The sequence below is a fragment of the Novosphingobium sp. BL-S-19 genome (assembly GCF_055521675.1).
Map to the genome: position 1 here is coordinate 1,144,294 of NZ_CM145497.1, position 23,728 is coordinate 1,168,021.

Annotated in this window: 24 protein-coding genes and 1 pseudogene; 20 read left to right on the top strand and 5 right to left on the bottom strand. The window is 63.1% G+C overall.

What is annotated here, in order from left to right; translation table 11 throughout:
- Nucleotides 1–55: 55 nt before the first annotated feature.
- Nucleotides 56–556: an AHH domain-containing protein gene (locus ACZ1JV_RS04950; protein WP_465149779.1), complete on the top strand. Its 501-nt coding sequence runs from the start codon at nucleotides 56–58 to the stop codon at nucleotides 554–556.
- Here ACZ1JV_RS04950 and ACZ1JV_RS04955 read toward each other — a convergent pair.
- Entirely contained in the window at nucleotides 511–1,461 is a 951-nt protein-coding gene (locus tag ACZ1JV_RS04955; protein WP_465149780.1) for an NAD(P)H-dependent flavin oxidoreductase, read from the bottom strand. The genes ACZ1JV_RS04950 and ACZ1JV_RS04955 overlap by 46 nt on opposite strands.
- A 198-nt stretch (nucleotides 1,462–1,659) precedes the next feature.
- Between ACZ1JV_RS04955 and ACZ1JV_RS04960 the strand changes: the two genes are divergently transcribed.
- Nucleotides 1,660–2,835 (top strand): FAS1-like dehydratase domain-containing protein, encoded by a 1,176-nt coding sequence (locus ACZ1JV_RS04960; RefSeq protein ID WP_465148610.1) that lies wholly within the window; start codon nucleotides 1,660–1,662, stop codon nucleotides 2,833–2,835.
- A 4-nt stretch (nucleotides 2,836–2,839) separates the two neighbouring features.
- On the opposite strand, the gene ACZ1JV_RS04965 is transcribed toward ACZ1JV_RS04960, so the two are convergent.
- The 3 genes from ACZ1JV_RS04965 to ACZ1JV_RS04975 all read right to left on the bottom strand — a co-directional run bounded on the left by ACZ1JV_RS04965 (nucleotide 2,840) and on the right by ACZ1JV_RS04975 (nucleotide 5,773).
- Nucleotides 2,840–3,352 carry a DUF805 domain-containing protein gene (locus ACZ1JV_RS04965; RefSeq protein ID WP_465148611.1) on the bottom strand — a complete coding sequence of 171 codons (513 nt, stop codon included), beginning with the start codon at nucleotides 3,350–3,352 and terminating at the stop codon, nucleotides 2,840–2,842.
- Nucleotides 3,349–4,650, bottom strand: a complete 1,302-nt coding sequence (locus ACZ1JV_RS04970) for an ammonium transporter (protein ID WP_465148612.1) — start codon at nucleotides 4,648–4,650, stop codon at nucleotides 3,349–3,351. The genes ACZ1JV_RS04965 and ACZ1JV_RS04970 overlap by 4 nt, the downstream gene beginning before the upstream one ends.
- Nucleotides 4,651–4,753: 103 nt before the next feature.
- The gene (locus ACZ1JV_RS04975; protein ID WP_465139929.1) at nucleotides 4,754–5,773 is read right to left on the bottom strand and encodes a 2-hydroxyacid dehydrogenase; all 1,020 of its coding nucleotides are present in this window, start codon (nucleotides 5,771–5,773) and stop codon (nucleotides 4,754–4,756) included.
- Nucleotides 5,774–5,818: 45 nt separating this feature from the next.
- On the opposite strand from ACZ1JV_RS04975, the gene ACZ1JV_RS04980 reads away from it, so the two are divergent.
- A complete protein-coding gene (locus ACZ1JV_RS04980) occupies nucleotides 5,819–6,355 on the top strand; it encodes an SH3 domain-containing protein (protein ID WP_465148613.1) in 537 nt (178 codons plus the stop codon).
- A 134-nt stretch (nucleotides 6,356–6,489) separates the two neighbouring features.
- Here ACZ1JV_RS04980 and ACZ1JV_RS04985 read toward each other — a convergent pair whose 3' ends face one another.
- Nucleotides 6,490–7,683 carry an acetyl-CoA C-acyltransferase gene (locus ACZ1JV_RS04985; protein ID WP_465148614.1) on the bottom strand — a complete coding sequence of 398 codons (1,194 nt, stop codon included), beginning with the start codon at nucleotides 7,681–7,683 and terminating at the stop codon, nucleotides 6,490–6,492.
- Between the two features lie 436 nt (nucleotides 7,684–8,119).
- Between ACZ1JV_RS04985 and ACZ1JV_RS04990 the strand changes: the two genes are divergently transcribed.
- The 17 genes and pseudogenes from ACZ1JV_RS04990 to ACZ1JV_RS05070 all read left to right on the top strand — a co-directional run bounded on the left by ACZ1JV_RS04990 (nucleotide 8,120) and on the right by ACZ1JV_RS05070 (nucleotide 23,721).
- On the top strand, nucleotides 8,120–8,494 hold the full coding sequence (locus ACZ1JV_RS04990; RefSeq protein WP_142634012.1) for an NADH-quinone oxidoreductase subunit A: 375 nt from the start codon (nucleotides 8,120–8,122) through the stop codon (nucleotides 8,492–8,494).
- Entirely contained in the window at nucleotides 8,491–9,060 is a 570-nt protein-coding gene (locus ACZ1JV_RS04995) for a NuoB/complex I 20 kDa subunit family protein (protein WP_395332955.1), read from the top strand. The genes ACZ1JV_RS04990 and ACZ1JV_RS04995 overlap by 4 nt, the downstream gene beginning before the upstream one ends.
- Nucleotides 9,061–9,068: 8 nt before the next feature.
- A pseudogene (locus ACZ1JV_RS05000) lies at nucleotides 9,069–9,680 on the top strand (NADH-quinone oxidoreductase subunit C); the annotation flags it as partial.
- A 20-nt stretch (nucleotides 9,681–9,700) separates the two neighbouring features.
- A complete protein-coding gene (locus ACZ1JV_RS05005) occupies nucleotides 9,701–10,906 on the top strand; it encodes an NADH-quinone oxidoreductase subunit D (protein WP_465149781.1) in 1,206 nt (401 codons plus the stop codon).
- Nucleotides 10,903–11,253 (top strand): nuclear transport factor 2 family protein, encoded by a 351-nt coding sequence (locus tag ACZ1JV_RS05010; protein WP_334185217.1) that lies wholly within the window; start codon nucleotides 10,903–10,905, stop codon nucleotides 11,251–11,253. Before ACZ1JV_RS05005 ends, ACZ1JV_RS05010 begins: the two co-directional genes overlap by 4 nt.
- Before the next feature lie 13 nt (nucleotides 11,254–11,266).
- Entirely contained in the window at nucleotides 11,267–11,467 is a 201-nt protein-coding gene (locus ACZ1JV_RS05015) for a hypothetical protein (protein WP_465139925.1), read from the top strand.
- Nucleotides 11,460–12,128, top strand: a complete 669-nt coding sequence (locus tag ACZ1JV_RS05020) for a complex I 24 kDa subunit family protein (RefSeq protein ID WP_132385490.1) — start codon at nucleotides 11,460–11,462, stop codon at nucleotides 12,126–12,128. The genes ACZ1JV_RS05015 and ACZ1JV_RS05020 overlap by 8 nt, the downstream gene beginning before the upstream one ends.
- Nucleotides 12,128–13,429, top strand: coding sequence for an NADH-quinone oxidoreductase subunit NuoF (nuoF, locus tag ACZ1JV_RS05025; protein ID WP_465139923.1), 1,302 nt, complete (start codon nucleotides 12,128–12,130; stop codon nucleotides 13,427–13,429). The genes ACZ1JV_RS05020 and nuoF overlap by 1 nt, the downstream gene beginning before the upstream one ends.
- The gene (nuoG, locus tag ACZ1JV_RS05030; protein ID WP_465148615.1) at nucleotides 13,429–15,447 is read left to right on the top strand and encodes an NADH-quinone oxidoreductase subunit NuoG; all 2,019 of its coding nucleotides are present in this window, start codon (nucleotides 13,429–13,431) and stop codon (nucleotides 15,445–15,447) included. Before nuoF ends, nuoG begins: the two co-directional genes overlap by 1 nt.
- Complete coding sequence (gene nuoH, locus ACZ1JV_RS05035) at nucleotides 15,444–16,487, top strand: NADH-quinone oxidoreductase subunit NuoH (RefSeq protein ID WP_465148616.1); 1,044 nt, start codon at nucleotides 15,444–15,446, stop codon at nucleotides 16,485–16,487. The genes nuoG and nuoH overlap by 4 nt, the downstream gene beginning before the upstream one ends.
- Nucleotides 16,484–16,969 (top strand): NADH-quinone oxidoreductase subunit NuoI, encoded by a 486-nt coding sequence (gene nuoI, locus ACZ1JV_RS05040; protein ID WP_142633994.1) that lies wholly within the window; start codon nucleotides 16,484–16,486, stop codon nucleotides 16,967–16,969. Before nuoH ends, nuoI begins: the two co-directional genes overlap by 4 nt.
- A gap of 12 nt (nucleotides 16,970–16,981) precedes the next feature.
- Nucleotides 16,982–17,599 (top strand): NADH-quinone oxidoreductase subunit J, encoded by a 618-nt coding sequence (locus tag ACZ1JV_RS05045; RefSeq protein ID WP_465148617.1) that lies wholly within the window; start codon nucleotides 16,982–16,984, stop codon nucleotides 17,597–17,599.
- The gene (gene nuoK, locus ACZ1JV_RS05050; RefSeq protein WP_465139919.1) at nucleotides 17,596–17,901 is read left to right on the top strand and encodes an NADH-quinone oxidoreductase subunit NuoK; all 306 of its coding nucleotides are present in this window, start codon (nucleotides 17,596–17,598) and stop codon (nucleotides 17,899–17,901) included. The genes ACZ1JV_RS05045 and nuoK overlap by 4 nt, the downstream gene beginning before the upstream one ends.
- Before the next feature lie 4 nt (nucleotides 17,902–17,905).
- Nucleotides 17,906–20,008 (top strand): NADH-quinone oxidoreductase subunit L, encoded by a 2,103-nt coding sequence (gene nuoL / locus ACZ1JV_RS05055; RefSeq protein ID WP_465148618.1) that lies wholly within the window; start codon nucleotides 17,906–17,908, stop codon nucleotides 20,006–20,008.
- 4 nt (nucleotides 20,009–20,012) lie between these two features.
- Nucleotides 20,013–21,548 carry an NADH-quinone oxidoreductase subunit M gene (locus tag ACZ1JV_RS05060; RefSeq protein WP_465148619.1) on the top strand — a complete coding sequence of 512 codons (1,536 nt, stop codon included), beginning with the start codon at nucleotides 20,013–20,015 and terminating at the stop codon, nucleotides 21,546–21,548.
- Nucleotides 21,548–23,011, top strand: a complete 1,464-nt coding sequence (nuoN, locus tag ACZ1JV_RS05065; protein ID WP_465148620.1) for an NADH-quinone oxidoreductase subunit NuoN — start codon at nucleotides 21,548–21,550, stop codon at nucleotides 23,009–23,011. The genes ACZ1JV_RS05060 and nuoN overlap by 1 nt, the downstream gene beginning before the upstream one ends.
- Nucleotides 23,008–23,721, top strand: coding sequence for a biotin--[acetyl-CoA-carboxylase] ligase (locus ACZ1JV_RS05070; RefSeq protein WP_465148621.1), 714 nt, complete (start codon nucleotides 23,008–23,010; stop codon nucleotides 23,719–23,721). Before nuoN ends, ACZ1JV_RS05070 begins: the two co-directional genes overlap by 4 nt.
- Nucleotides 23,722–23,728 lie beyond the last annotated feature (7 nt).

The window sequence follows — 23,728 nt, forward strand, 5'->3', positions numbered from 1 at the left end:
GGTGAACCTGCGGCATCACCCAGACTACGATCCCGGGCTCCAGCGGCACCATCTGGTGCCGCGAGAATTGCTGGGCAGACCAGCCTTCGCACGCATGTTCGCAGCCGTTGGCAACGAGCGGGCCCATTTCGACAATTTTCGCGAGAACGGCTTGCTACTGCCATGCAACGAGCGTGCGGTGCTGCGTATGGGCTTGCCGCTGCATAGGGGGCCGCACAACCGCTACACCGAACTCGTCATGGAACGCGTTTCGCAGATCGAGGCGCAGTGGCTTTTGGGCAAGGCGCGGAACCCGCGCGGCGCAGCGGCCGAAGCGCAGATGCGCCTTACCTTTCTGCGCCGTGCGCTGCGGCGGCTTTTGCTTTCTCGCCGGGCCGTCCGTCCGCAGCTGAACCGGCATGATCCGTTTAGTGCGAACCTCGATTTTTCCGATCTGGATGCCGCAGCGGATATGCTCTGGCTTGGAACAGGGACGGGGACAAGAGACGTCACGCACCCCGTCCCCGTGCCTCAGCAAATGCCGGTTCGTCCGCTCAGCTCGATCTTGGCGGCCTGATACTGCGCCTCCAGAGCGGCGACGCGATCGGCAACCGATTCGATCCGTTCCACCGCGCCTACGCCTTGTCCCGCGCCCCAGATGTCTTTCCACGCCTTTGCCGCAGTGTTGCCGCCGGAGCCGAAATCCATCTGGTTCTTGTCACCCTCGGGCAGATGGGCCGGATCGAGGCCAGCGGCCAGGATCGAGGAGCGCAGATAGTTTCCGTGCACCCCGGTAAAGAGGCTGGAATAGACGATGTCTGCAGCATGGCTGTCGACGATGGCCTGCTTGTAGCTTTCCGCCGCGTTAGCCTCGGTCGTGGCGATCCAGGGGCTGCCGACATAGGCGAAATCGGCGCCCATGGCCTGCGCCGACAGGATCGAGCGGCCGCAGGCGATGGCGCCGGAAAGCGCCAGAGGGCCGTCGAACCAAGCGCGAATTTCCTGCATCAGCGCAAACGGCGATTGCGTTCCGGCATGGCCGCCGGCTCCAGCGGCAACTGCGATAAGTCCGTCGGCACCCTTTTCGACTGCCTTTCGCGCGAAACGATCGTCGATCACGTCATGCATGACCAATCCGCCCCAGCCATGCACTGCGGCGTTCACCTCGGGTATCGCCCCAAGCGACGTGATCACCAGCGGCACCTTGTGCTTTTCCAGAACCTTCAGGTCTTCTTCAAGCCGGTTGTTGCTTTTGTGGACGATCAGATTGACCGCAAGAGGCGCGCTGCAGCCCGATGTTTCTTCGGAAATTCTGTGAAGCCATTCGTCCAATTGGCTGGCCGGCCGCGCATTGAGCGCCGGAAAGCTGCCGACGATCCCCGCGCGAAGCTGGGCAATCACCAGATCGGGATTGGAAACGATGAACATCGGGGCAGCAATCACGGGAAGGCGCAGGTGGGAGAAGGGCGCAGGCAGGGTCATGTCCGGTCCGTTTAAGTGATCGATTAAATTGCGGCATAATCGGCTACCGTCACCCTGTCGAGAGCGGCATAGCGCCACGGCGTTACCGCAACGCACCTGTCCCTTTGAGGCGTGACCTTCGCATGGCGAGGTGTAATAGACAGCACTGTCGACCATTAATGGGCCAAGCAATGGCCTGGATCAGGAGAGGATTTCGCCATGGCCGAAGCGGCAACCGCCACGCTGGATTGTTCGGACATCGATCAGTACCTCGGCAAAGTCATCGATTCCTCGCCGATCCGCGAACCGCTGGGCAACAACGACATCCGCCGATGGGTTCAGGCGATGCACTATGCAAACCTGCTCCACTTCGATCCTGCCTATGCCGCGGCAAGCCGTTATGGCCGTCTCGTCGCGCCGCAAAGCTTTCCGATCGTCATGGACGACGGCCACGGCACAGCGCCTTCTTGCGTCGGCTGCATCCCCAATTCTCACCTGCTCTTCGGCGGCGACGAGTTCTGGCACTACGGCCCCCGCGTGTTTGGGGGCGACACCGTCACCAATGAGCGCATTCCGTTCGACTACGTGGTGAAGAACACGGGCTTTGGCCCCACCTGCTTCCAGCGCGGCGACAACTTCTATCGCAATCAGCATGGCGAACTGATTGCCAAGCAGCGCTCTACGGCGATCCGCTATCTTGCCCATGCCGGCGGCGATACCGTCAACACGGCGGAGTTCGACGAACCCGAATGGACGGACGAGGAGCTGGAGAAGCTGGAGGAGCGCAAGTTCGCGTGGATCCAGATGATTCACGATCTGGGTCACAAGGAGCGCTGGTGGGATGATGTGAATATCGGCGACCAGCTTCCCGAACGCGTTTTCGGGCCGCACACCGTTGCCAGCTTCACGACCGAATGGCGTTCCTATCTCTTCACGACCTGGGGCACGCTGGATCGCCGCGAGCTCGATCTTGCCGCGTTGGGCTTCACGCCGGAAATGGCTGGTCACGAGAACGATCCGCATATGGAGCGGATCAACCCCGAACTGACCGACGGGGCTTATTTCGGCCCCTCGCGCGGGCACCTGTTCCCCAAGTATGCACGCAAGATCGGTATGCCGCGCGCTTATGGCTATGGCGCCTCGATGGGGGCCTGGGTGACGGACTATCTGGCCGGATGGGCCGGTGAATGGGGCATGGTGGTCCACTCCACCGCGAACTATCGCGGCCCGGCGCTTTCCGGCGATGTCACGATCCAGACGGCCGAAGTGGTGGACAAGATGGTGGACGAAGACGGCCGCCACCTTGTCCAGGTCAAGCACAAGATGGCGAACCAGAAGGGCACGTTGATGTGTGCCGGTCTGGCAGAGATTGCGCTGCCGAAGAAGCCGGGCTGAATCGTCAGGCGGTCATGGTCGTGATCGGCAAAACGGATGCGGCCCTGGGATCGGGGCCGTATCCGTTCGCGCCTTTCGTGCCGGGGGCCAGCAGCAAAATCAGGTAGACGAAGCCGAACGCAGGAAACAGGATCCAATCCAGATAGCGCGTGACGGCTTCCATGCTGCCGCGCGCTTGCCACCCGGCGGTGCGTGTAACCAGTTCGAGCGCCAGATTCTGGATGGCCACGAGCGGCATCGGCAGGGTCCACCATCCACGATAGCCGATGTCATGCATACGCCGCGCAAACAGCGCAAAGCCGGGGATTATGGCAAGGACGGTAATGGCGAACCGCGTCCATTCCAGCGTGGCGCCGGAAACCGTGAGCGAAGAGACCGCGCCGGCAACGGTGTCCACCAGCAGGACCAGGGCGGCCCACGAGATCAATTCGCTGCGCGTGGCTCGGCCCGATACCACGAAAGTTCGACGTACCGACTGAGTAGCGAGCGTCAGCCAGAGTTTAAGCGTATCGTTCATGAAATCGCTTCGATTCCGTGGGTGCTGGCATCCAGTCCGGCGCGCTCGGCACTTTCCGACATGCGCATTGGAAACAGGATCGAGGCCATCAGGGCGGCAATGGCGCTTACCACGGCAGACCACAGGCAAACTACACCTAGCCCTACTGCCTGGGCAAAGGTTTGTGAAACCATCGTGTAGCCGGCGGCATATCCGGTTCCGCCCAACTGAGGGTTTTGAAAAACGCCTATCAGAAGAGTCCCGGCCGCGCCGGCCAACCCGGCCGAGGCAAAGATGCCGAGTGCATCGTCGATTCGCATGCGGCCGAGCAAGGCAAGGCCCGGCAATGCGATCAGCACGCCAACCACGCCAAGCACCAGCGCGGCGCCGGGGGACACGTAACCGGCGCCAGGCGCGATGGCGGCAAGGCCGGCCAGAATGAAGGTGCCAGGGCCGGCAATCATCCGGGCGCGATCGCCGGCAAGGCGCGCGGCCCCCAGCCCCGTCAGCAGCGCGGCTGCCATCGCGATGTGGGCATTGATGGCAGCCGCGGCGGCAGTATCGTTGGCCGCCAGCGCCCAGCCTGCGCAAAGTCCAAGTCCGCCTATCCACAGCAACGCGCTGCCCACGAGCGGCATGGGCGAGCGGTTCCCGACCCTGGGCGGGGCAAGCCGGCGGCCCATCATCATGGCAACGACCAGCGAGGAGACGCCGGCCGCGACGAACACCACCAGTCCGCCCGCCCAATCGAGCGTGCCGACCGAACTGGCCAGCCATCCCCCGCCCCAGATCCAGTGCGCGACCGGCGCGCCGATCATCAGGGACCATAATCCGCAAAACAGCAGCACCCAGCCGAACCGGGCCCGCTCTGCCCAGGCGCCGGTCATCAACACGGGGGCGAGTGCGGCGACAGCCAGTTGGAAAAGCACGAAGGCGCTTTCGGGCACGGCGGTGCCGACCCGCAGTACGCCAAGCCGGATCAGCATCCAGGCGTTGCCCGCCCCGATCCAGCCTCCGCTTACGTCACCGAAGGCCAGCGTATAGCCGACGACCACCCAACTCAGGGTGACAACGGCAACGATGGCAAGCGCCTGAAATATCACCGACAGGGCGTTACCTTCCCGCAATCGGGCCGAATGGATAAGCGCTATGCCGGGCAGCGCCGCCAGCAAGACCAACGCTGTCGCAGCCAGAAGCCATGCCGTATCGCCACTGTCTGCAACGAGCGCCGGGCCGGTAGCCGGTTGCGCTGCGCAGGGCGCGGCATTCACAAATCCTGCAAGCAGCAGCCCCACGGGAACCGTGTAGCGCTTGGTCATGGTATTCCCCCCGAACGGTTCAGGCAGCGGCCGAACACGGGGAAAGACTTAGAGCAGGAAATCGTGCGGGGGAAGCGGCGCTGCCGGGTTGGCGCCGGGCGCATCAGGGCAATTCGGGAAGCACCTGGTCCGGCGGGCGATGGCCGTCGACCCAGAAGCGGATGTTGGCGATGATCCGCTCACCCGCCGCGCCGCGCCCCTCGAACGTGGCGCTGCCGAGGTGGGGGAGCGCCACAAGGCGGGGAAGGGCCAACAGCCGGGGATCGATGTCGGGCTCATTGGCGAAGACGTCGAGCCCCGCCCCGCCGATGCGCCCTTCGGAAAGCGCGGCGATCAGCGCTTCTTCATCCACCAGTCGGCCGCGGCCGGTATTGATGAGGCAGGCCGTGGATTTCATACGGGCAAGGCGTTCGGCGTCGATCAGCGGCACGCCATCGGGCAGGGCCGGGCAATGGAGCGTCAGGATATCGCTTTCGGCGACAAGTCGGTCCAGATCGGCTTCAAAACGGGCGCCGAACATGGTTTCCAGCGCGGAAGGCAGCCGCCGGCGGTTGTGATACGTCACTTCCAGCCCGAAAGCGCGCGCGCGATGGGCAACGGCTTGGCCGATCCGCCCCATGCCGACGATACCGAGTCGCTTGCCCGAAAGCCCGTGGCCCAGCATCGCCGAAGGGCCCCATCCACTCCATTGCCCCGCATGGAGCAATGCCTGATTTTCGCCGAAACGACGCATCGTGAAGAGAATCAGCGCCAGTGTGAGGTCGGCGGTGTCGTCCGTGAAGACGCCGGGGGTATTGGTGACGACGATCCCGCGCGCGCGTGCCGCTTCCACGTCGATATGTTCGGTGCCCGCCCCAAAATTGGCGATCATTCCGAAGCCTTCTCCGGCTTGGGCGATCAGATCCGAATCGATGCGATCGGTTACCGTGGGGACCAGGACGTCGCACTCTTGCATCGCCTTGGCCAGCGCATCGCGCGACATCGGCGTATCGGTGCGGTTCAGCGTCACGTCGAACAATTCTGCCATCCGGGCCTCGACCGCAGGAAGCAGGCGCCGCGTGACGACGACGCGAGGGCGTCCACCGGGGCGATGGGCCAATTCGGTCTCGGTAACCAGGGTCATGTCGGAAACGGGCTAGGCCTTCCACAGGCGGCGGGTCAAGCGGCCTTGAAGCAAGGCGATGCGGCAATGTATGAACCTGCCATGTCTCGAGGAAAAACCTTCCGGCTGCGTGCGGCCGCCTATGCCGCGATTGCCGCCGGCCTGGCCTTTGTCGTGGCGAGCCCTGCCGCGGCCGCCGATGATGGCAAGGTGCCCTATTGGGCCTCGATCGATGCCGATATCGCCAATCTTCGCGTCGGGCCGGGAGAATCCTACCGGATCGACTGGGTGTACCGCCGGCAGCATTTGCCGGTGAAAGTGATCCGGCGCGAAGGTCCGTGGCGCTTGGTCGAGGATCCCGACGGCGCGCAAGGCTGGATGCGCGATCTGCTGTTGTCCCGCTCGCGCTCGGCCATCGTCCGTTCCAAAGGCGTGATCGAGATGCATGCCGAGCCGAAAGCATCGTCCGCCATGCTCTGGCGCGTCGAGCCCGGCGTGGTGGGAATGCTCGGCGAATGCAAGGAAGGCTGGTGCCCCTTCGACGTTGCCGGGCACAAGGGGTTCGTCGAACAGGATCAGCTATGGGGCGCCGGCTCGCTCTGAGAGTCCGTTTGAAAAATGCCCGCAGGGGCATTTTGAGGCGGCACTCTGAGACTTCCGGACCAAGCGTTCGACGTAAAAGAAAAACCCCCGCCGTCGCCGGCGGGGGTTTCTTCTTGAGAGCCGTGTGAGCCCGATCAGGCGAGTTCGATTGCAACCGCCGTGGCTTCGCCGCCGCCGATGCAGAGCGAGGCGACGCCCTTCTTCAGGCCCTTTTCCTTCAGGGCGTTGATGAGGGTGACGATGATGCGGGTGCCCGAAGCACCGATCGGGTGGCCGAGCGCAGTCGCGCCGCCGTGGACGTTGACCTTGTCATGCGGGATGCCAAGGTCGTGCATTGCGAACATGGCGACGCAGGCGAAAGCTTCGTTCACTTCGAACAGATCCACGTCCGACAGCTGCCAGCCCACCTTGTCCATCAGCTTGGTGATCGCGCCGACCGGGGCCGTGGTGAACTTGGCCGGTTCCTGCGCATGGGCGGCAACGCCCACCACGGTGGCGACCGGGGCAAGGCCCTTGGCATCGGCCACGCTCTTGCGGGTCATGACAACGGCGGCCGCACCGTCCGAGATCGAGCTGGAGGTGGCGGCGGTGATCGTGCCGTCCTTGGCGAACGCGGCCTTCAGCGTGCGGATCTTGTCCGGATTGCCCTTCGGCGGCTGCTCGTCGGTGTCGATCACCAGATCGCCCTTCCGGGTCTTGACGGTGACGGGGACGACTTCGTCCTTGAACGATCCGTTGGCGATCGCTTCCTGCGCGCGGCGCAGCGACTCGATCGAGTAGTCATCCTGGTTTTCGCGGGTCAGCTGGTATTCGTCGGCCGTCACTTGCGCGAAGGAGCCCATCGAGCCGCCTTCGTAGGCGTCTTCCAGGCCGTCGAGGAACATGTGATCGTAGAGCGTGTCATGCCCGGCGCGTGCGCCCGAGCGGTGCTTCTTCGACAGGTACGGCGCATTGGTCATCGATTCCATGCCGCCGGCAATGATCACGTCCAGCGAGCCGGAAGCGAGAGCCTCGGCGCCCATGATCACCGTTTGCATGCCCGATCCGCAGACCTTGTTGACCGTGGTGGCCTGCACCGACTTCGGCAGGCCGGCCTTGATCGCCGCCTGACGGGCCGGGGCCTGGCCGAGACCGGCCGGCAATACGCACCCCATATAGATGCGTTCGATGTCGTCACCGGCAACACCGGCACGCTCGACGGCGGCCTTTACCGCAGTTGCACCGAGGTCGGTGGCCGAAACTTCCGCGAGCGAGCCCTGCAGGCCGCCCATCGGGGTACGCGCATAAGAAAGAATGACAATCGGGTCCGAAACCGAGATCTGGGCCATTATTATGCCTTTCACGCTGGAAAACAGGTATCCTTGGCAGGTGAACTAGTGTTGCGCTGCATCAATTGCAATTGGCGACTCTGGCGATAATGGACGGGAAGATGCTCCATCCCCGTGGCGTTGGGCAGTTCCCGACAGCGTCGTTTTTCGCAATCTGGCTGCGAAATCTTGCATCTGTGAGGCGAAAGCGGGTTTGCGGGTAGTATGCGGCCTATCCCGCAGGGTTCTGCGGGTTTCCGGATGATGCCCGATGGTAGCGTTCCGTGTCTGGAGGTGCCCTTATTGCGAACGTGTTGCAACGCGGCGAAATCGGGCCGAATATTCCCATCGGACACCTTGCGATAGGGGGAGGGCTGGCCTAAGGACGCCCGCAACGACCGGGCGTTGCCTTATGGCATGAGTCCGGCTGCCGTAATCCGGTATGAGGCCAGAACCATTGACTGATCTGTCACAATACCTGCCGATTCTGATCTTCCTCGTGATCGCGCTTGCGCTCTCGTCGGTGATCGTGCTCCTGCCGCTGGCCGTTTCGCGCCTGACCGGCACGCACAATCCGAGTGCCGACAAGAACAGCGAGTACGAGTGCGGGTTCCCCGCGTTTGAAGACCCGCGCAGCCAGTTCGATGTGCGCTTCTATCTCGTGGCGATCCTTTTCATCGTCTTCGACCTTGAAGCCGCGTTCCTGTTCCCCTGGGCCGTTTCGCTCAAGCTGACCGGTTGGGCCGGTTGGCTGACGATGATGGTGTTCCTGGGCGAACTGGCCATCGGCCTCGCCTATGCATGGAAGAAGGGAGCTCTGGACTGGGAATGAGCACGCTCGTGAACTCCGCCGGCCAGCCTCTGGCGCCGGCTGCAAGCCAGGGCGGCGCGATCACGCCGCCCGATCAGTCCTTTTTCAAGGACCTCAACCAGGAAGTGTCCGACAAGGGCTTCCTTGTCACCTCGACCGAGGAACTGTTCCAGTGGGCCCGCACCGGCTCGCTGTGGTGGATGACGTTCGGCCTCGCCTGCTGCGCGGTCGAGATGATCCACGTGAACATGCCGCGTTACGACATGGAGCGCTTCGGCGCCGCGCCGCGCGCGTCCCCGCGCCAGTCGGACGTGATGATCGTGGCCGGTACGCTCTGCAACAAGATGGCCCCGGCGCTCCGCAAGGTCTACGATCAGATGTCGGACCCGAAGTACGTCATCTCGATGGGCTCGTGCGCCAACGGCGGCGGCTACTATCACTACAGCTACAGCGTCGTGCGCGGTTGCGACCGGATCGTTCCGGTCGACATCTACGTGCCGGGCTGCCCGCCGACTGCCGAAGCGCTGCTCTATGGCGTGATGCAGTTGCAGCGTAAGATCCGCCGCGTCGGCGCGCTTGCCAGGTAAGGACGACGATGACCGTTCTGCATTCCGCCCCGAAGTTCGCTTCGAATGAAGGTGTGATCGAGACGCTCTCGGCCGCGCTGGGCACCATGGTCGAGGCGAGCAAGGAAGAGCATGGCGAAGTCGTGCTCACCGTCGCGCGTGACCAGATCGAAAACGCCCTTCGGCTGCTGCGTGACCATCACGAATACCAGCAGCTGATGGAAATGGCCGGCGTCGATTATCCGTCGCGGGCCGAGCGTTTCGAAGTCGTCTACATGCTGCTCTCGGTGACGAAGAACCATCGCCTGATGGTGAAGGTGAACGCCGCCGAAAGCACCCCGGTGCCGACCGTGACCACGCTGTGGCCCAACGCGGGCTGGCTGGAGCGCGAAGTGTTCGACATGTACGGCGTGATCTTCGCCGGCAACCCAGACCTGCGCCGCATCCTCACCGACTATGGCTTCGAAGGGCACCCGTTCCGCAAGGACTTCCCGCTCACCGGCCATGTCGAGCTGCGTTACTCGGAAGAGGAACAGCGCGTGGTCTACGAGCCGGTCAAGCTCGCGCAGGATCTGCGCCAGTTCGACTTCATGAGCCCGTGGGAAGGCGCCGAATACGTGCTCCCGGGCGATGAAAAGGCCGAAGGAGAGGCGAAGTGAGCATGTTGCTTGAGCAGTCGCCGACCACCGGCGACGAAGTCATCACCAACTACACGATCAACTTCGGCCCGCAGCACCCGGCGGCCCACGGCGTTCTGCGCATGGTCATGGAACTCGATGGCGAGATCATCGAGCGCATCGACCCGCACGTCGGCCTGCTGCACCGCGGCACCGAAAAGCTGATCGAGCACAAGACGTATCTTCAGGCGCTGCCGTATTTCGACCGTCTGGACTACTGCTCGCCGCTGGGCATGGAGCATTCCTACGTCCTCGCGGTCGAGAAGCTGCTCAACCTCGAAGTTCCGATCCGCGCGCAGTACCTGCGCGTGCTGTTCGCCGAGCTGACCCGCATCTGCAACCACATGCTCAACATCGGCTCGCACGTCATGGACGTGGGCGCGATGACCCCGAACCTGTGGCTGTTCGAAATCCGCGAGGACTGCCTCAACTTCTTCGAGCGCGCTTCGGGCGCGCGCATGCACTCGGCCTGGTTCCGCCCCGGCGGCGTCCACCAGGACGTGCCGCTGAAGCTGCTGACCGACATCGCCGACTGGCTCGACACCCGCTTGCCGGAGCTGTTCGAGGACGCGATGAGCCTCGTGGTCGACAACCGTATCTTCAAGCAGCGCAATGTCGACATTGCGCTGGTGAGCAAGGAAGACGCGCTGGCATGGGGCTTCTCCGGCCCGATGATCCGCGGCGCGGGCATCCCTTGGGATATCCGCAAGTCGCAGCCTTACGACGTCTATGACCGCATGGACTTCGAGATCCCCGTCGGCACCAATTCTGACTGCTACGACCGCTTCATGGTCCGCGTCGAGGAAGTGCGTCAGTCGGCCAAGATCATGAAGCAGTGCCTGGCCGAGATGCCGGAAGGTCCCATCGCCTCGTCCGACCGCAAGGTTACGCCGCCGAAGCGCGGTGAGATGAAGCAGTCGATGGAATCGCTGATCCATCACTTCAAGCTCTACACCGAAGGCTTCCACGTTCCGGCCGGCGAAGTCTATGTCGCCACGGAAAGCCCGAAGGGTGAATTCGGCGTCTATCTGGTGTCGGACGGCTCGAACAAGCCGTATCGCTGCAAGATCCGCCCAACCGCCTTCTCGCACCTGCAGGCGATGGATTTCATGTCGAAGGGGCACATGCTTCCCGACGCGACCGCCATCCTGGGCGCCATCGACGTGGTGTTCGGGGAGTGCGACCGTTGAGCAAGCTCGCCATCGCCGAGGCCATGATCGCCGCCTACAATGCGCAGGACGCCGATCTTTACGTGACTTACATGACCGACGAAGCCAGCGAAGCGAACTATCGCGGCGCCGTGGTTCGTGAGGGCAAGGAAGGCACGCGCTCGGGCCTCAAGACGGCTTTCGCCAAGTGGCCCGAGAACAAGGCCGAGATCGTCTCACGCGAAGAGACCGACAATTATGTCGTCTTCCGCGAGCACGTGACGCGCGGCCCGGCGACGGACGGTTCCGATCTCGTCGAGCCGTTTGACGTTCTCGCTGTCTACAGCTTCGAGGGCGACAAGTGCTCCCGCGTCGAGTTCATCCGGTGAGGGAGGTCTTCCGGTGAAGTTCAATACGCTCGAACTGACCCGCATCTGGGCCGCTGTCACCGGTGTGGCGCTCGCGGTCTGGTATTTTGCCGCCGTCTACCTCGCATTCCAGCCTTCGGCCGTGCTGCCGATGATGGTGACTGCGATCGGCGGTTTCGAATTGTTTCTTTTCGGCCAGGACCAGTGGCTGAAGCGCAGAGGTAAGCATGGCTGACCGCTATATCGAACCCGATACGCCCGAACTGCGGGCGCGTTGGGGCAATTTTGCCTGGACTCCGGAAAACGCCGAAAAGGCGAAGGAAGTCGTCGCGCGGTATCCGGAAGGGCGCCAGCGCTCGGCCGTGATGCCGTTGCTCGATCTCGCCCAGCGCCAGGTTGGCGCCGAGCTGAACACGCAGGGCTGGCTGCCGATCCCGGTGATGGAATACATCGCCGCCTATCTCGACATGCCGATCATCCGCGTTGTCGAGGTCGCGACCTTCTACACGATGTACAACATCGCGCCGATCGGCCGTTTCCACGTGCAGGTCTGCGGCACCACGCCGTGCATGCTGCGCGGATCGGACGATCTGCTGGCGACCTGCAAGTCGCGCGGCATGAAGAAGGGCCACATCTCGGAAGACGGCCTCTGGTCGTTCACCGAGGTCGAGTGCATGGGCAACTGCGCCTCGGCCCCGATGGTCCAGATCAACGACGACAACTACGAAGACCTCACCTCCGACCGCCTGAACGCGGTGCTGGACGCGCTGGCTCGTGGTGAAACGCCCAAGGCCGGTACCCAGGACCCCGCCCGTCACACCGTCGAACCGGTGGGCGAGCCGACCAACCTGGCGGCCATGATCACTGAAAACCATGACTATCGGAGTGAGTGGTAATGGCTCTCCTCGATAAAGACCGCATCTTCACCAACCTCTACGGCTATCAGCCGTGGAACCTGAAGGAAGCACAGGCGCGCGGCGCCTGGGACAACACCAAGGCGCTGATCGAGCGCGGCCGTGACGCCATCATCGACGAGATGAAGGCTTCGGGTCTGCGTGGCCGTGGCGGTGCGGGCTTCCCGACTGGCATGAAGTGGTCCTTCATGCCCAAGCAGCCGCCGCTCGACCAGCACGGCAATCCCAAGCCGAGCTTCCTCGTGATCAACGCGGACGAATCCGAGCCGGGTTCGTGCAAGGACCGCGAGATCATGCGCCATGACCCGCACCTTCTGTTCGAAGGCGCGCTGGTCGCGGGCTTCGCAATGGGTGCGCGCGCGGCCTACATCTACATTCGCGGCGAATACATCCGCGAGGCAGAGACCCTGTTCGCGGCGCGTGAAGAGGCTTACGCAGCCGGTCTGCTGGGCAAGAACGCCTGCGGTTCGGGCTATGACTTTGACGTCTTCGTCCACCGCGGCGCCGGCGCCTACATCTGCGGTGAAGAAACCGCGATGATCGAAAGCCTCGAAGGCAAGAAGGGCCAGCCCCGCCTGAAGCCGCCGTTCCCGGCCGGCGCAGGCCTCTACGGCTGCCCGACCACGGTCAACAACGTGGAATCGATTGCCGTCGCGCCGACCATCCTGCGTCGCGGCGCCGCGTGGTTCTCCAGCTTCGGCCGCGAGAACAACAAGGGCACCAAGCTCTTCCAGATCAGCGGGCACGTGAACCGTCCCTGCGTGGTCGAGGAAGAGATGTCGATCCCGTTCAGCGAACTGATCGAGCGTCACTGCGGCGGCATTCGTGGCGGCAAGGACAACCTGCTGGCGGTGATCCCCGGCGGTTCGTCGGTTCCGCTGGTTCCGGCTGCCGAGATCTGGGACGCACCGATGGACTTCGACGGCCTGCGCGCCGTCGGTTCGGGCCTCGGCACCGCTGCCGTCATCGTCATGGACAAGTCCACCGACATCGTCCGCGCCATCAGCCGCATCTCGTACTTCTACAAGCACGAGTCCTGCGGCCAGTGCACGCCCTGCCGCGAAGGCACGGGCTGGATGTGGCGCGTGATGGAGCGCCTGCGCACCGGCGACGCGGAAGTCGAGGAAATCGACATGCTGCAGCAGGTGACCAAGCAGGTCGAAGGCCACACCATCTGCGCTCTGGGCGACGCTGCGGCGTGGCCGATCCAGGGCCTGATCCGTCATTTCCGTCCGGAGCTTGAGCGCCGGATCGCCGAAAACGTCCGCGAGGCTGCCGAGTAATGCCCAAGGTCAAAGTCGACGGCGTCGAGATCGACGTCCCCACCGGCGCAACCGTGCTGCAGGCCTGTGAGCTTGCCGGCAAGGAAATCCCGCGCTTCTGCTACCACGAACGCCTGAGCATCGCCGGCAACTGCCGCATGTGCCTGGTCGAAGTGAAGCCCGGACCGCCGAAGCCCCAGGCTTCGTGCGCGCTTCCGGCCGCCGAAGGCCAGGAAATCCGCACGGATTCCGAAATGGTCAAGAAGGCGCGGGAAGGGGTGATGGAGTTCCTCCTCATCAACCACCCGCTTGACTGCCCGATCTGCGATCAGGGCGGCGAGTGCGACCTTCAGGACCAGTCCGTCGCTTACGGTCGTGGCGCTTCGCGCTATGACGAGAACAAGCGCGCGGTCACTGAAAAGTACATGGGCCCGCTCATCAAGACGACGATGACGCGCTGCATTCACTGCACCCGCTGCGTGCGCTTCTCGGAAGAGATCGCCGGCGTGGACGAGATCGGCGCGCTCTATCGCGGCGAGAGCATGCAGATCACGACCTACCTCGAACATGCTGCCAAGCACGAGATGTCGGCCAACGTGATCGACCTGTGCCCGGTCGGCGCGCTCACCTCGCGTCCCTACGCCTTCGAGGCCCGTCCCTGGGAACTCAAGAAGACGCTGGGCATCGACGTGTCGGACGCCACCGGCGCCAACATCCGCATCGATGCGCGTGGCCGCGAAGTGCTGCGCGTGCTTCCTCGTAACAACGATGACGTGAACGAGGAATGGATCAGCGACAAGGCGCGCTACATGGTCGACGGGCTTACCAAGCGCCGTCTCGACAAGCCGTTCCTGCGCCGTGACGGCAAGCTCGTCGCGGTCAGCTGGAACGAGGCTTTCGCCGCCATCGCCACGCTGAACCCGGGCAACTCGATCGCCGCCGTCGCTGGTGACATGGTCGATTGCGAAACGATGTTCGCCGCCAAGAAGCTGGTCGGCGCGCTCGGTTCGAAGCTCATCGAAGGTCGCCAGACCGGGATGGACTACGCGACCGACAGCCTCGCTGCCGTCAACTTCAACACCACTTTCTCGGGCATCGAGACGGCTGACGCGATCCTGATCGCGGGCAGCCAGGTGCGCTGGGAAGCTCCGCTGCTCAACGTTCGCCTGCGCAAGGCGGTCAAGCGCGGCGCCAAGGTGGTCCTCGTCGGTCCCGAGTGGGAAACCACCTTCGGCGGCGAGTTCCTCGGCGAGGATCTCTCGGTCCTCGGCAATCTTCCGCAGAACGTCACCGATGCGCTGTCGAACGCGAAGCGTCCGGCAGTCATCCTCGGCGGTGCGGCGCTCGGCCGTGGCGGTCTGGAAGCGGGCCTCGCGCTCGCTGCCCAGTTCAACCTCGTTCGCGATCTTGAAGACGGCACCAAGTGGAACGGCTTCAACGTCCTCCACATGGCGGCAGCCCGCATGGGCGGCCTGATGCTCGGCTACGCGCAGAAGGGCGGCATTGCTGACCTCGTCGCCGCCAAGCCCAAGGTTCTGCTCGCGCTCGGTGCCGACGAAGTGGACTTCACCCAGTTCGCCGGTTCGATGATCGTCTACATCGGTCACCACGGCGACAAGGGCGCCCACGCGGCGGACGTGATCCTGCCGGCTTCGGCCTACACCGAAAAGGCGGGCACTTACGTCAACACCGAAGGCCGCGTGCAGTGGGCCGACAAGGCCGTCTTCGCACCGGGCGATGCCCGTGAGGACTGGACGATCCTGCGTGCACTTGCCGATGCCTTCGGCGTGACCGTGGGCTTCGACACCTTCGATCAACTGCGAAACGCAATGATCGAGGAAGTTCCTGCACTTGGCAGCGAAGGTCTTGCCGACTACGGGAGCGTTCTGCCCAACGGCGGCGGTTCCGCTGCCGGTCAGATCGCTTATCCGATCAAGGACTTCTACATGACCAACCCGATCGCCCGTGCGAGCGCCGTCATGCAGCGTTGTTCGGCTGAACTGCTGCGCGGTGAAGAGCTGGCGGAGGCCGCGGAATGACCGCTTTCTTCCAAACTCTCGGGATGAGCTACGAGTGGGCCTGGTTCGTGGCCACCGTTTGCGGCATCCTGCTCATCGCGCTGCCGCTGATGCTGGCCGTGGCCATGATCATCTATGTCGACCGCAAGATCTGGGCCGCCATGGCGCTTCGCCGTGGTCCCAACGTGGTCGGCCCGTTCGGTCTGCTGCAGTCCTTTGCGGACGGTCTGAAGGTCTTCCTTCAGGAAACGATCATTCCTTCGGCGGCGAACAAGGGCCTGTTCCTGATCGCCCCGGTGGTGACCTTCACGCTGGCGCTGCTGTCCTGGGCGGTGATCCCGTTCAACTCCGGCGCTTTCGTCTCCAACATCAACATCGGTCTGCTCTACATCCTCGCGATCAGTTCGCTGGGCGTCTACGGCACGATCATGGCGGGCTGGGCTTCGAACTCGAAGTACCCGTTCTTCTCCGCGATGCGCGCTTCGGCGCAGATGATCTCGTATGAAGTCTCGATCGGCTTCATTCTGATTACCGTCGTCCTCTGGGCGGGCACGTTCAACATGAACGACATCGTCTGGGCGCAGAAGGGTCACGTTTGGATCATCAACGGCTTCGTCGCGAACCCGCTGCTGTTCCCGATGTGGGTGATGTTCCTGATTTCCAGCCTTGCGGAAACGCAGCGCGCCCCCTTCGACCTTGCCGAAGCGGAATCGGAACTCGTCGCCGGTTATCAGACCGAATACTCGTCGATGGCCTTCGCCGCCTACTGGCTGGGCGAATATGCCAACGTGCTCCTGATGTGCGCGCTCAACGCGACGCTGTTCTGGGGTGGCTGGCTGCCGCCGCTCGACATCCCCGTTCTGTACCTCGTGCCGGGCTTCATCTGGTTCCTGCTCAAGGTCTTCTTCTTCTTCTTCGTGTTCAGCTGGATCAAGGCCACCGTTCCCCGGTACCGCTATGACCAGTTGATGCGCCTGGGCTGGAAGGTCTTCCTGCCCGTATCGCTGCTGTTCGTTGTTCTCGTCAGCGGCTACCTCATGGCTACCGGACACTTCCAATGACCGTCGGACAACTCATAAAGAGCTTCACGCTCTGGGAGTTCGTGAAGGCGCACTGGCTGACCTTGAAGTATTTCTTCAAGCCCAAGGCGACGATCAACTACCCCTTCGAGAAGAACCCGCTTTCGCCGCGTTTCCGTGGTGAGCACGCCCTGCGCCGTTATCCCAACGGCGAGGAACGCTGCATCGCCTGCAAGCTGTGCGAAGCGATCTGCCCGGCGCAGGCGATCACGATCGAAGCCGCACCGCGTGAAGACGGTTCGCGCCGTACCACGCGCTACGACATCGACATGACGAAGTGCATCTACTGCGGCTTCTGCCAGGAAGCCTGCCCGGTGGACGCGATCGTCGAGGGGCCGAACTTCGAATACGCGACCGAAACGCGCGAAGAACTGCTCTATGACAAGGCCAAGCTACTGGCGAACGGGGACAAGTGGGAGCGTGCGATTGCCGCGAACCTTGAAGCCGATGCGCCGTATCGATAGGGGCCCGCGGACATGATCCAGACCATCGCCTTCTATCTCTTCGCTGCGCTGACCATCGCGTCGGCCGCTGCGACGATCCTCTCGCGCAACCCGGTTCACTCGGTGCTGTTCCTGATCCTGGCGTTCTTCAACGCCGCCGGGCTCATGGTGCTTACCGGTGCCGAATTCATCGCCATGCTGCTCATCATCGTCTATGTCGGTGCGGTCGCGGTGCTGTTCCTGTTCGTCGTCATGATGCTCGACATCGATTTCGCCGAACTGCGGGCCGGGTTCGTCAAGAACTTCCCGCTCGGCATTCTCGTCGCTGTCATTCTGCTTGCCGAATTGGTGCTTGGCATCGGCGCTTACAAGTCGGGCAGCCTCATTCTCGGCACGCCTGACGGCACCAACGCCGCTCCGGCCGGCACCACGAACATCGAAGCAATCGGCGCGCTGATGTACAGCCGCTACTTGTTCCTGTTCGAGGCCGCAGGCCTGATCCTGCTCGTCGCGATGATCGGCGCCATCGTGCTGACCCATCGCCAGCGTGGCGACACGCGCGGCCAGAAGATCAGCAAGCAGATCGCCCGTCGTCCCGACGAAGCGACCGTGAACGTCAAGCCGGAAGTCGGCAAGGGGGTCCAGCTGTGATCGGCATCGAACATTACGTGGTCGTGAGCTCGATCCTTTTCGTGCTCGGCGTCCTCGGCATCTTCCTCAACCGCAAGAACGTCATCGTTCTGCTCATGGCGATCGAACTGATCCTGCTTGCGGTCAACCTTAACCTCGTCGCGTTCAGCGCGGCCCTGCACGACCTCACGGGTCAGATCTTCGCGATGTTCGTGCTTACGGTCGCCGCCGGCGAGGCTGCAGTGGGGCTTGCAATCCTCGTGATCTACTTCCGTGGCCGCGGCACCATCGCCGTCGACGACGTCAACCGGATGAAGGGATAAGGCCTTGCAGTCGATCCTGATCATCGTCTTCCTGCCATTATGGGCAGCGATAATCGCCGGGCTGGGTAACAAGCAGCTCGGCAACGTCGCCGCGAAGTCTCTCACGACGGGCGCACTCTTCGTGTCGTGTGCCCTGTCGTGGCCGATCTTCCTTCAGTTCCTCGGCGGTCACGCCGAAGCCAGCGTCGTTCCGGTCCTCAAGTGGGTCCAGTCTGGCGCCATGACTTTCGACTGGGCGCTGCGTGTCGATACGCTGACCGCCGTCATGCTGGTGGTCATCACCTCGGTCTCTGCGCTCGTGCACCTCTATTCGTGGGGCTACATGAGCGAGGAGCCGGATCAGCCGCGTTTCTTCGCGTACCTGTCGCTGTTCACCTTCGCCATGCTCATGCTGGTGACGGCGGACAACCTGGTGCAGATGTTCTTCGGTTGGGAAGGCGTGGGCCTGGCCTCGTACCTTCTGATCGGCTTCTGGTTCCGCAAGCCTTCGGCCGGCGCTGCCGCGATCAAGGCCTTCGTGGTCAACCGCGTCGGCGACCTCGGCTTCATGCTCGGCATCTTCGGTACGTATCTGGTGTTCGGCACCGTCTCGATCCCCGAGATCCTGCATGCCGCGCCCGGCATGGCCGGTTCGACCATCGGCTTCCTCGGCGCCCGTTTCGACACCATGACGGTGATCTGCATCCTGCTGTTTATCGGCGCGATGGGTAAGTCGGCACAGCTTGGCCTGCACACCTGGCTTCCGGACGCGATGGAAGGCCCGACCCCGGTGTCGGCGCTGATCCACGCGGCCACCATGGTCACCGCCGGCGTCTTCATGGTCTGCCGTCTCTCGCCGATGTTCGAGACCAGCGAGACCGCGATGCACATCGTGGCCTTCGTCGGCGCCTGCACCTGCTTCTTCGCTGCCACCGTGGGTTGCACCCAGTGGGACATCAAGCGCGTGATCGCGTACTCGACCTGCTCGCAGCTCGGTTACATGTTCTTCGCTGCCGGCGTCGGCGCTTATGGCGCGGCCATGTTCCACCTGTTCACGCACGCTTTCTTCAAGGCGCTGCTGTTCCTCGGTGCCGGCTCGGTCATCCACTCGATGCACCACGAGCAGGACATGCGCTTCTACGGTGGTCTGCGTAAGCACATCCCGGTCACCTTCTGGGCGATGACGGCGGGTACGCTGGCCATCACCGGCGTCGGTATTGCTGGTTTCGCCGGCTTCGCAGGCTTCCACTCGAAGGACGCGATCCTCGAAGCAGCCTTCGGTTCGGGTACGCAGGTTGGCGGTTTCGCCTTCTGGATGGGTATCGCTGCCGCGCTCATGACGAGCTTCTATTCGTGGCGCCTGGTCTTCCTGACCTTCTTCGGCAAGCCGCGCTGGATCCAGTCGGAGCACATTCAGCACGCCGTTCATGACGCGCACGGCCACGGTCACGACGACCATGCTCATGACGCACATGCCCATGACGATCATGCTGAGGACGAAGATTCGCACGCCAGCGAAGACCTCGGCTCGCGCGGTCCGGACTACTCGCAGCACGGCGACGGTACGGGTGGTTATCACCCGCACGAAAGCCCGCTGGTCATGCTGCTGCCGCTGATCATCCTCTCGATGGGCGCGATCTTCGCCGGCTACATCTTCCAGCACGCCTTCGTGTCGGAAGGAGAGGGCGAGTTCTGGAAGGGCGCACTGGTCTTCCACGAACACCTGATCCACGCGATGCATGGCGTTCCGACCTGGGTGAAGTGGGCACCGTTCACGGTGATGGCGTTGGGCCTGCTGACCGCATGGTACGGCTACATGAAGAACCTCTCGTTCCCCAAGGCAGTCGCCGAACAGCTCGGGCCGGTTTACACTTTCGTGTTCCGCAAGTGGATGTTCGATGAGCTCTACAACACGATCTTCGTCCGTCCCGCTTTCTGGTTCGGCAATGTGTTCTGGAAGGTCCTGGATATCGGCGTGATCGACAAGTTCGGTCCCGACGGTGCGGCCTGGGTCGTCGCCAGGGGTTCGACTTACGCGCAGAAGGTCCAGTCGGGCTATCTGTACAGCTACGCACTTGTCATGCTGATCGGCGTCGTTGCCGCCATCAGCTGGGTGATCGCGGGATAAGATGATGAGTGGTTTTCCGATCCTCAGTCTGATGTTGCTGGTGCCGCTCGCGGCGGCACTGGCTTGTCTTTACCTTGATGCCAAATCGGCCCGAGTGGTGGCGCTTCTCGCCACCCTCGTGGACCTTGCGCTTGGCATCGTTCTTTGGATGAACTTCGACATCGGCGGTGCGCAGTGGCAGTTCCAGGAACGGCATGAGCTGTTCTCGGGCTTCTCCTACGCCCTCGGTATCGACGGCATCGCCTTGCTTCTGATCATGCTTTCCGTGTTCCTCATGCCGATTTGCATCGGCGCGAGCTGGAATTCGATCGAGAAGCGCGTCGGCGAATACATGGCCGCCTTCCTGCTCGTTGAAACGCTGATGATCGGCGTGTTCGTGGCTCAGGATATCTTCCTGTTCTATATGTTCTTCGAAGCAGGCCTGATCCCGATGTATCTGATCATCGGTATCTGGGGTGGTGCGGACCGCATCTACGCCTCGTACAAGTTCTTCCTCTACACGCTGCTCGGCTCGGTGCTGATGCTCGTGGCGATGCTGTGGATGGTCCACACCGCCGGCACGACCTCGGTCCCCGAACTGATGAACTATGACTTCGATCCGAAGGTCCAGACCTGGCTCTGGCTCGCCTTCTTCGCCAGCTTCGCGGTGAAGATGCCGATGTGGCCGGTTCACACCTGGCTTCCGGCGGCCCACGTTCAGGCGCCGACCGCAGGTTCGGTCATCCTGGCCGGCGTGCTGCTGAAGATGGGTGGCTACGGCTTCATCCGCTTCTCGCTGCCAATGTTCCCCGAAGCCTCGGCCTATTTCGCGCCGCTGGTGTGGGGCCTGTCGATGGCTGCCGTCGTCATCACCTCGCTCATCGCGCTGGTGCAGGACGATATGAAGAAGCTGATCGCCTATTCGTCGGTCGCCCACATGGCGATCGTCACCATCGGTCTCTTCGCTTTCAATCCGCAGGGCCTCGAAGGCTCGATGCTGGTCATGCTCAGCCACGGTCTCGTTTCGGGCGCGCTGTTCCTCTGCGTCGGCATCATCTACGATCGCCTGCACACCCGCGAGATCGCCCGTTACGGCGGCCTTGCCATCAATATGCCGCGTTACGCGCTGTTCTTCCTGCTCTTCACGATGGCCTCGATCGGCCTTCCGGGCACCAGCGGTTTCGTCGGCGAATTCCTGAGCCTTGGCGGCATCTACCAGGCATCGAGCTGGACTGCGCTGATCTGCACCACCGGCATCATCCTGGGCGCTGCCTACATGCTCTACCTTTATCGCCGGGTTGCCTTTGGCGACCAGAAGAATGCCGATGCCGCCGCCATGGCCGACCTCGATCTGCGCGAAATCCTGATGGTGGTTCCGCTCGGCCTCGCGGTGCTGTGGATGGGCGTCTACCCTGAGAGCTTCATTGCTCCGATGCGCGCAGACATTGCCGCGCTCGACGCCCGGCTCGCTCGCGCAAAGCCGGAAGGAGACGCCAAGTTGGCCATGGGCAAGGAAAAGCCTGCGCATGAAGAAGCAGCCGCGCATGAGGGGGCACACTGATGGACTGGTCACAGTCGCTGCGCCTGATCGCGCCGGAAGAAACGCTTAGCATCGCAAGCCTCGTCTTGCTCCTTGTCGCCGCTTGGGGTGGCGACAAGGCAGCGAAGCTGATCTCCGTTCTCGCCGTGGCGGCGCTTGTCGCCGCAGGTTTCCTGGTTGCCCCCGCGCTTTGCGGCGGCGCCATGGGGGCCGAAACTTACGCCTTCTTCGGCCAGTTCAAGGCCGACGCCTTCGCGTCCTACGCCAAGGTGCTGATCTACATTTCGGCCGCCGTCGCGCTCGTGGTGGCACCGAAGTTCTTCGATCGTTTCAACGCGATGCGTGCCGAATATCCGGTGCTCATCCTGCTGGCGACGATCGGCATGAGCATGATGGTTTCGGCCACGAACCTGCTCACGCTCTACATCGGCCTCGAAATGAACTCGCTGGCGGCCTATGTTCTGGCAGCTTTCCTGCGTACCGACGGTCGTTCGGCCGAAGCGGGTCTCAAGTACTTCGTACTGGGCGCGCTGGCTTCGGGCATCCTGCTCTTCGGCATGAGCCTGACGTACGGTTTCGCCGGCACCACCTCGTTCGACGGCATCAGCGCCTCGATGGCGCAGGGCCTCTCGAACGGCGCGCTGTTCGGTCTGGTCTTCGTCTTCGCCGGCCTTGCCTTCAAGATCAGCGCCGTGCCGTTCCACATGTGGACGCCCGACGTTTACGAAGGCGCGCCGACCCCGGTGACCACGCTCTTCGCCACGGCCCCGAAGGTTGCGGCGCTGGCGCTCACCATGCGCGTCGCCATGGAGGCGTTCGGCAACCAGGCCCATGCCTGGCAGCAAATCATCGTCTTCGCTGCGCTCGCCTCGATCGTCGTTGGTGCCCTCGGCGCCATCCGTCAGTCGAACATCAAGCGACTGATGGCCTACTCGTCGATCAACAACGTCGGCTTCATGCTGGTCGGCCTTGCCGTCGCCACGCCTGAAGGCATCTCGGCCATGCTGTTCTACCTCGCGATCTACGTCGCGATGTCGATCGGCGGTTTCGCGATGATCCTCATGCTGACCGACGAAAACGGCAATCAGGTTGAGGATCTTGGCAAGATGGCCGGCCTGTCGCGCACCCGTCCGGGACTGGCGCTGGGCCTTGCCATGATCATGTTCAGCCTTGCCGGTATCCCGCCGATGTTCGGGTTCTGGGGCAAGTTCCTGGTCTTCAAGGCAGCCGTCGACGGCGGTATGATCGCGCTTGCCGCGCTGGGCTTCGCGGCCTCGGTGATCGGCGCGTTCTACTACCTCAAGGTCGTCAAGATCATGTACTTCGACGAACCGGCCGACGTCGTGAAGGGTGAGAGCGACATCTGGCACAAGCTGATCCTGTTCGGCTCGTGCGTGGTGATCTCGCCGCTCGGCTTCTTCCTTACCAAGTGGCTGGGCCATCTGGCCGATACGGCCGCTGCGGCCCTCTTCGCCGGCCTTTGATAGAGGTCGTCGAAGAAACCGCTTCGACCAATGCCGATCTCGTCCGGCGCCTCGGCGCCGGCGAGGGCATTGGCGAAGGCTTCTGGCTGCGCGCGGTGCGACAGAGCGCCGGGCGCGGTCGCCGGGGCAAGGCATGGTCCTCGCCCGCCGGCAATCTATACGCCAGCACCGTGGTCGCGCTTCACGCTGGCGACCCGCCGGTCCACACGCTGGCCTTCGTCGCGGCGATTGCGGTTCGCGACCTGATCGTTTCGCTGCTGCCTGCCGAAACCACGATCCAGCTCAAATGGCCGAACGATGTTCTCGTCGAAGGGGCCAAGATCAGCGGCATCCTGCTTGAGCGCCGCGGCGATGATGTGATCGTCGGGATCGGCGTCAATGTCGTCTCCGCGCCGGAACTGTCGGATCGCGCGACCACCTCCATTCATGCTGCAAAAGGGCGCGATATCGACGCTCAGGGCGTGCTGGAACTGCTGGCAAGTGCGTTTGCGGAGCGTCTTGTCCAGTGGCGCCGCGATGGAATTTCCGCCACTTTGGCAACGTGGCAGCAGGGGGCCTATCCCCAGGGAACGGCGCTGAAAGTGATGCTGGATGGGGAGGGGGAAGTGACCGGCACCTTTGCGGGGCTTGACCCGGACGGTGCTCTGCGCTTGCGTCTTGCGGACGCGTGCCTACGTGTCATCCATGCGGGCGACGTCTCGCTGGTCTGAAGGAAAT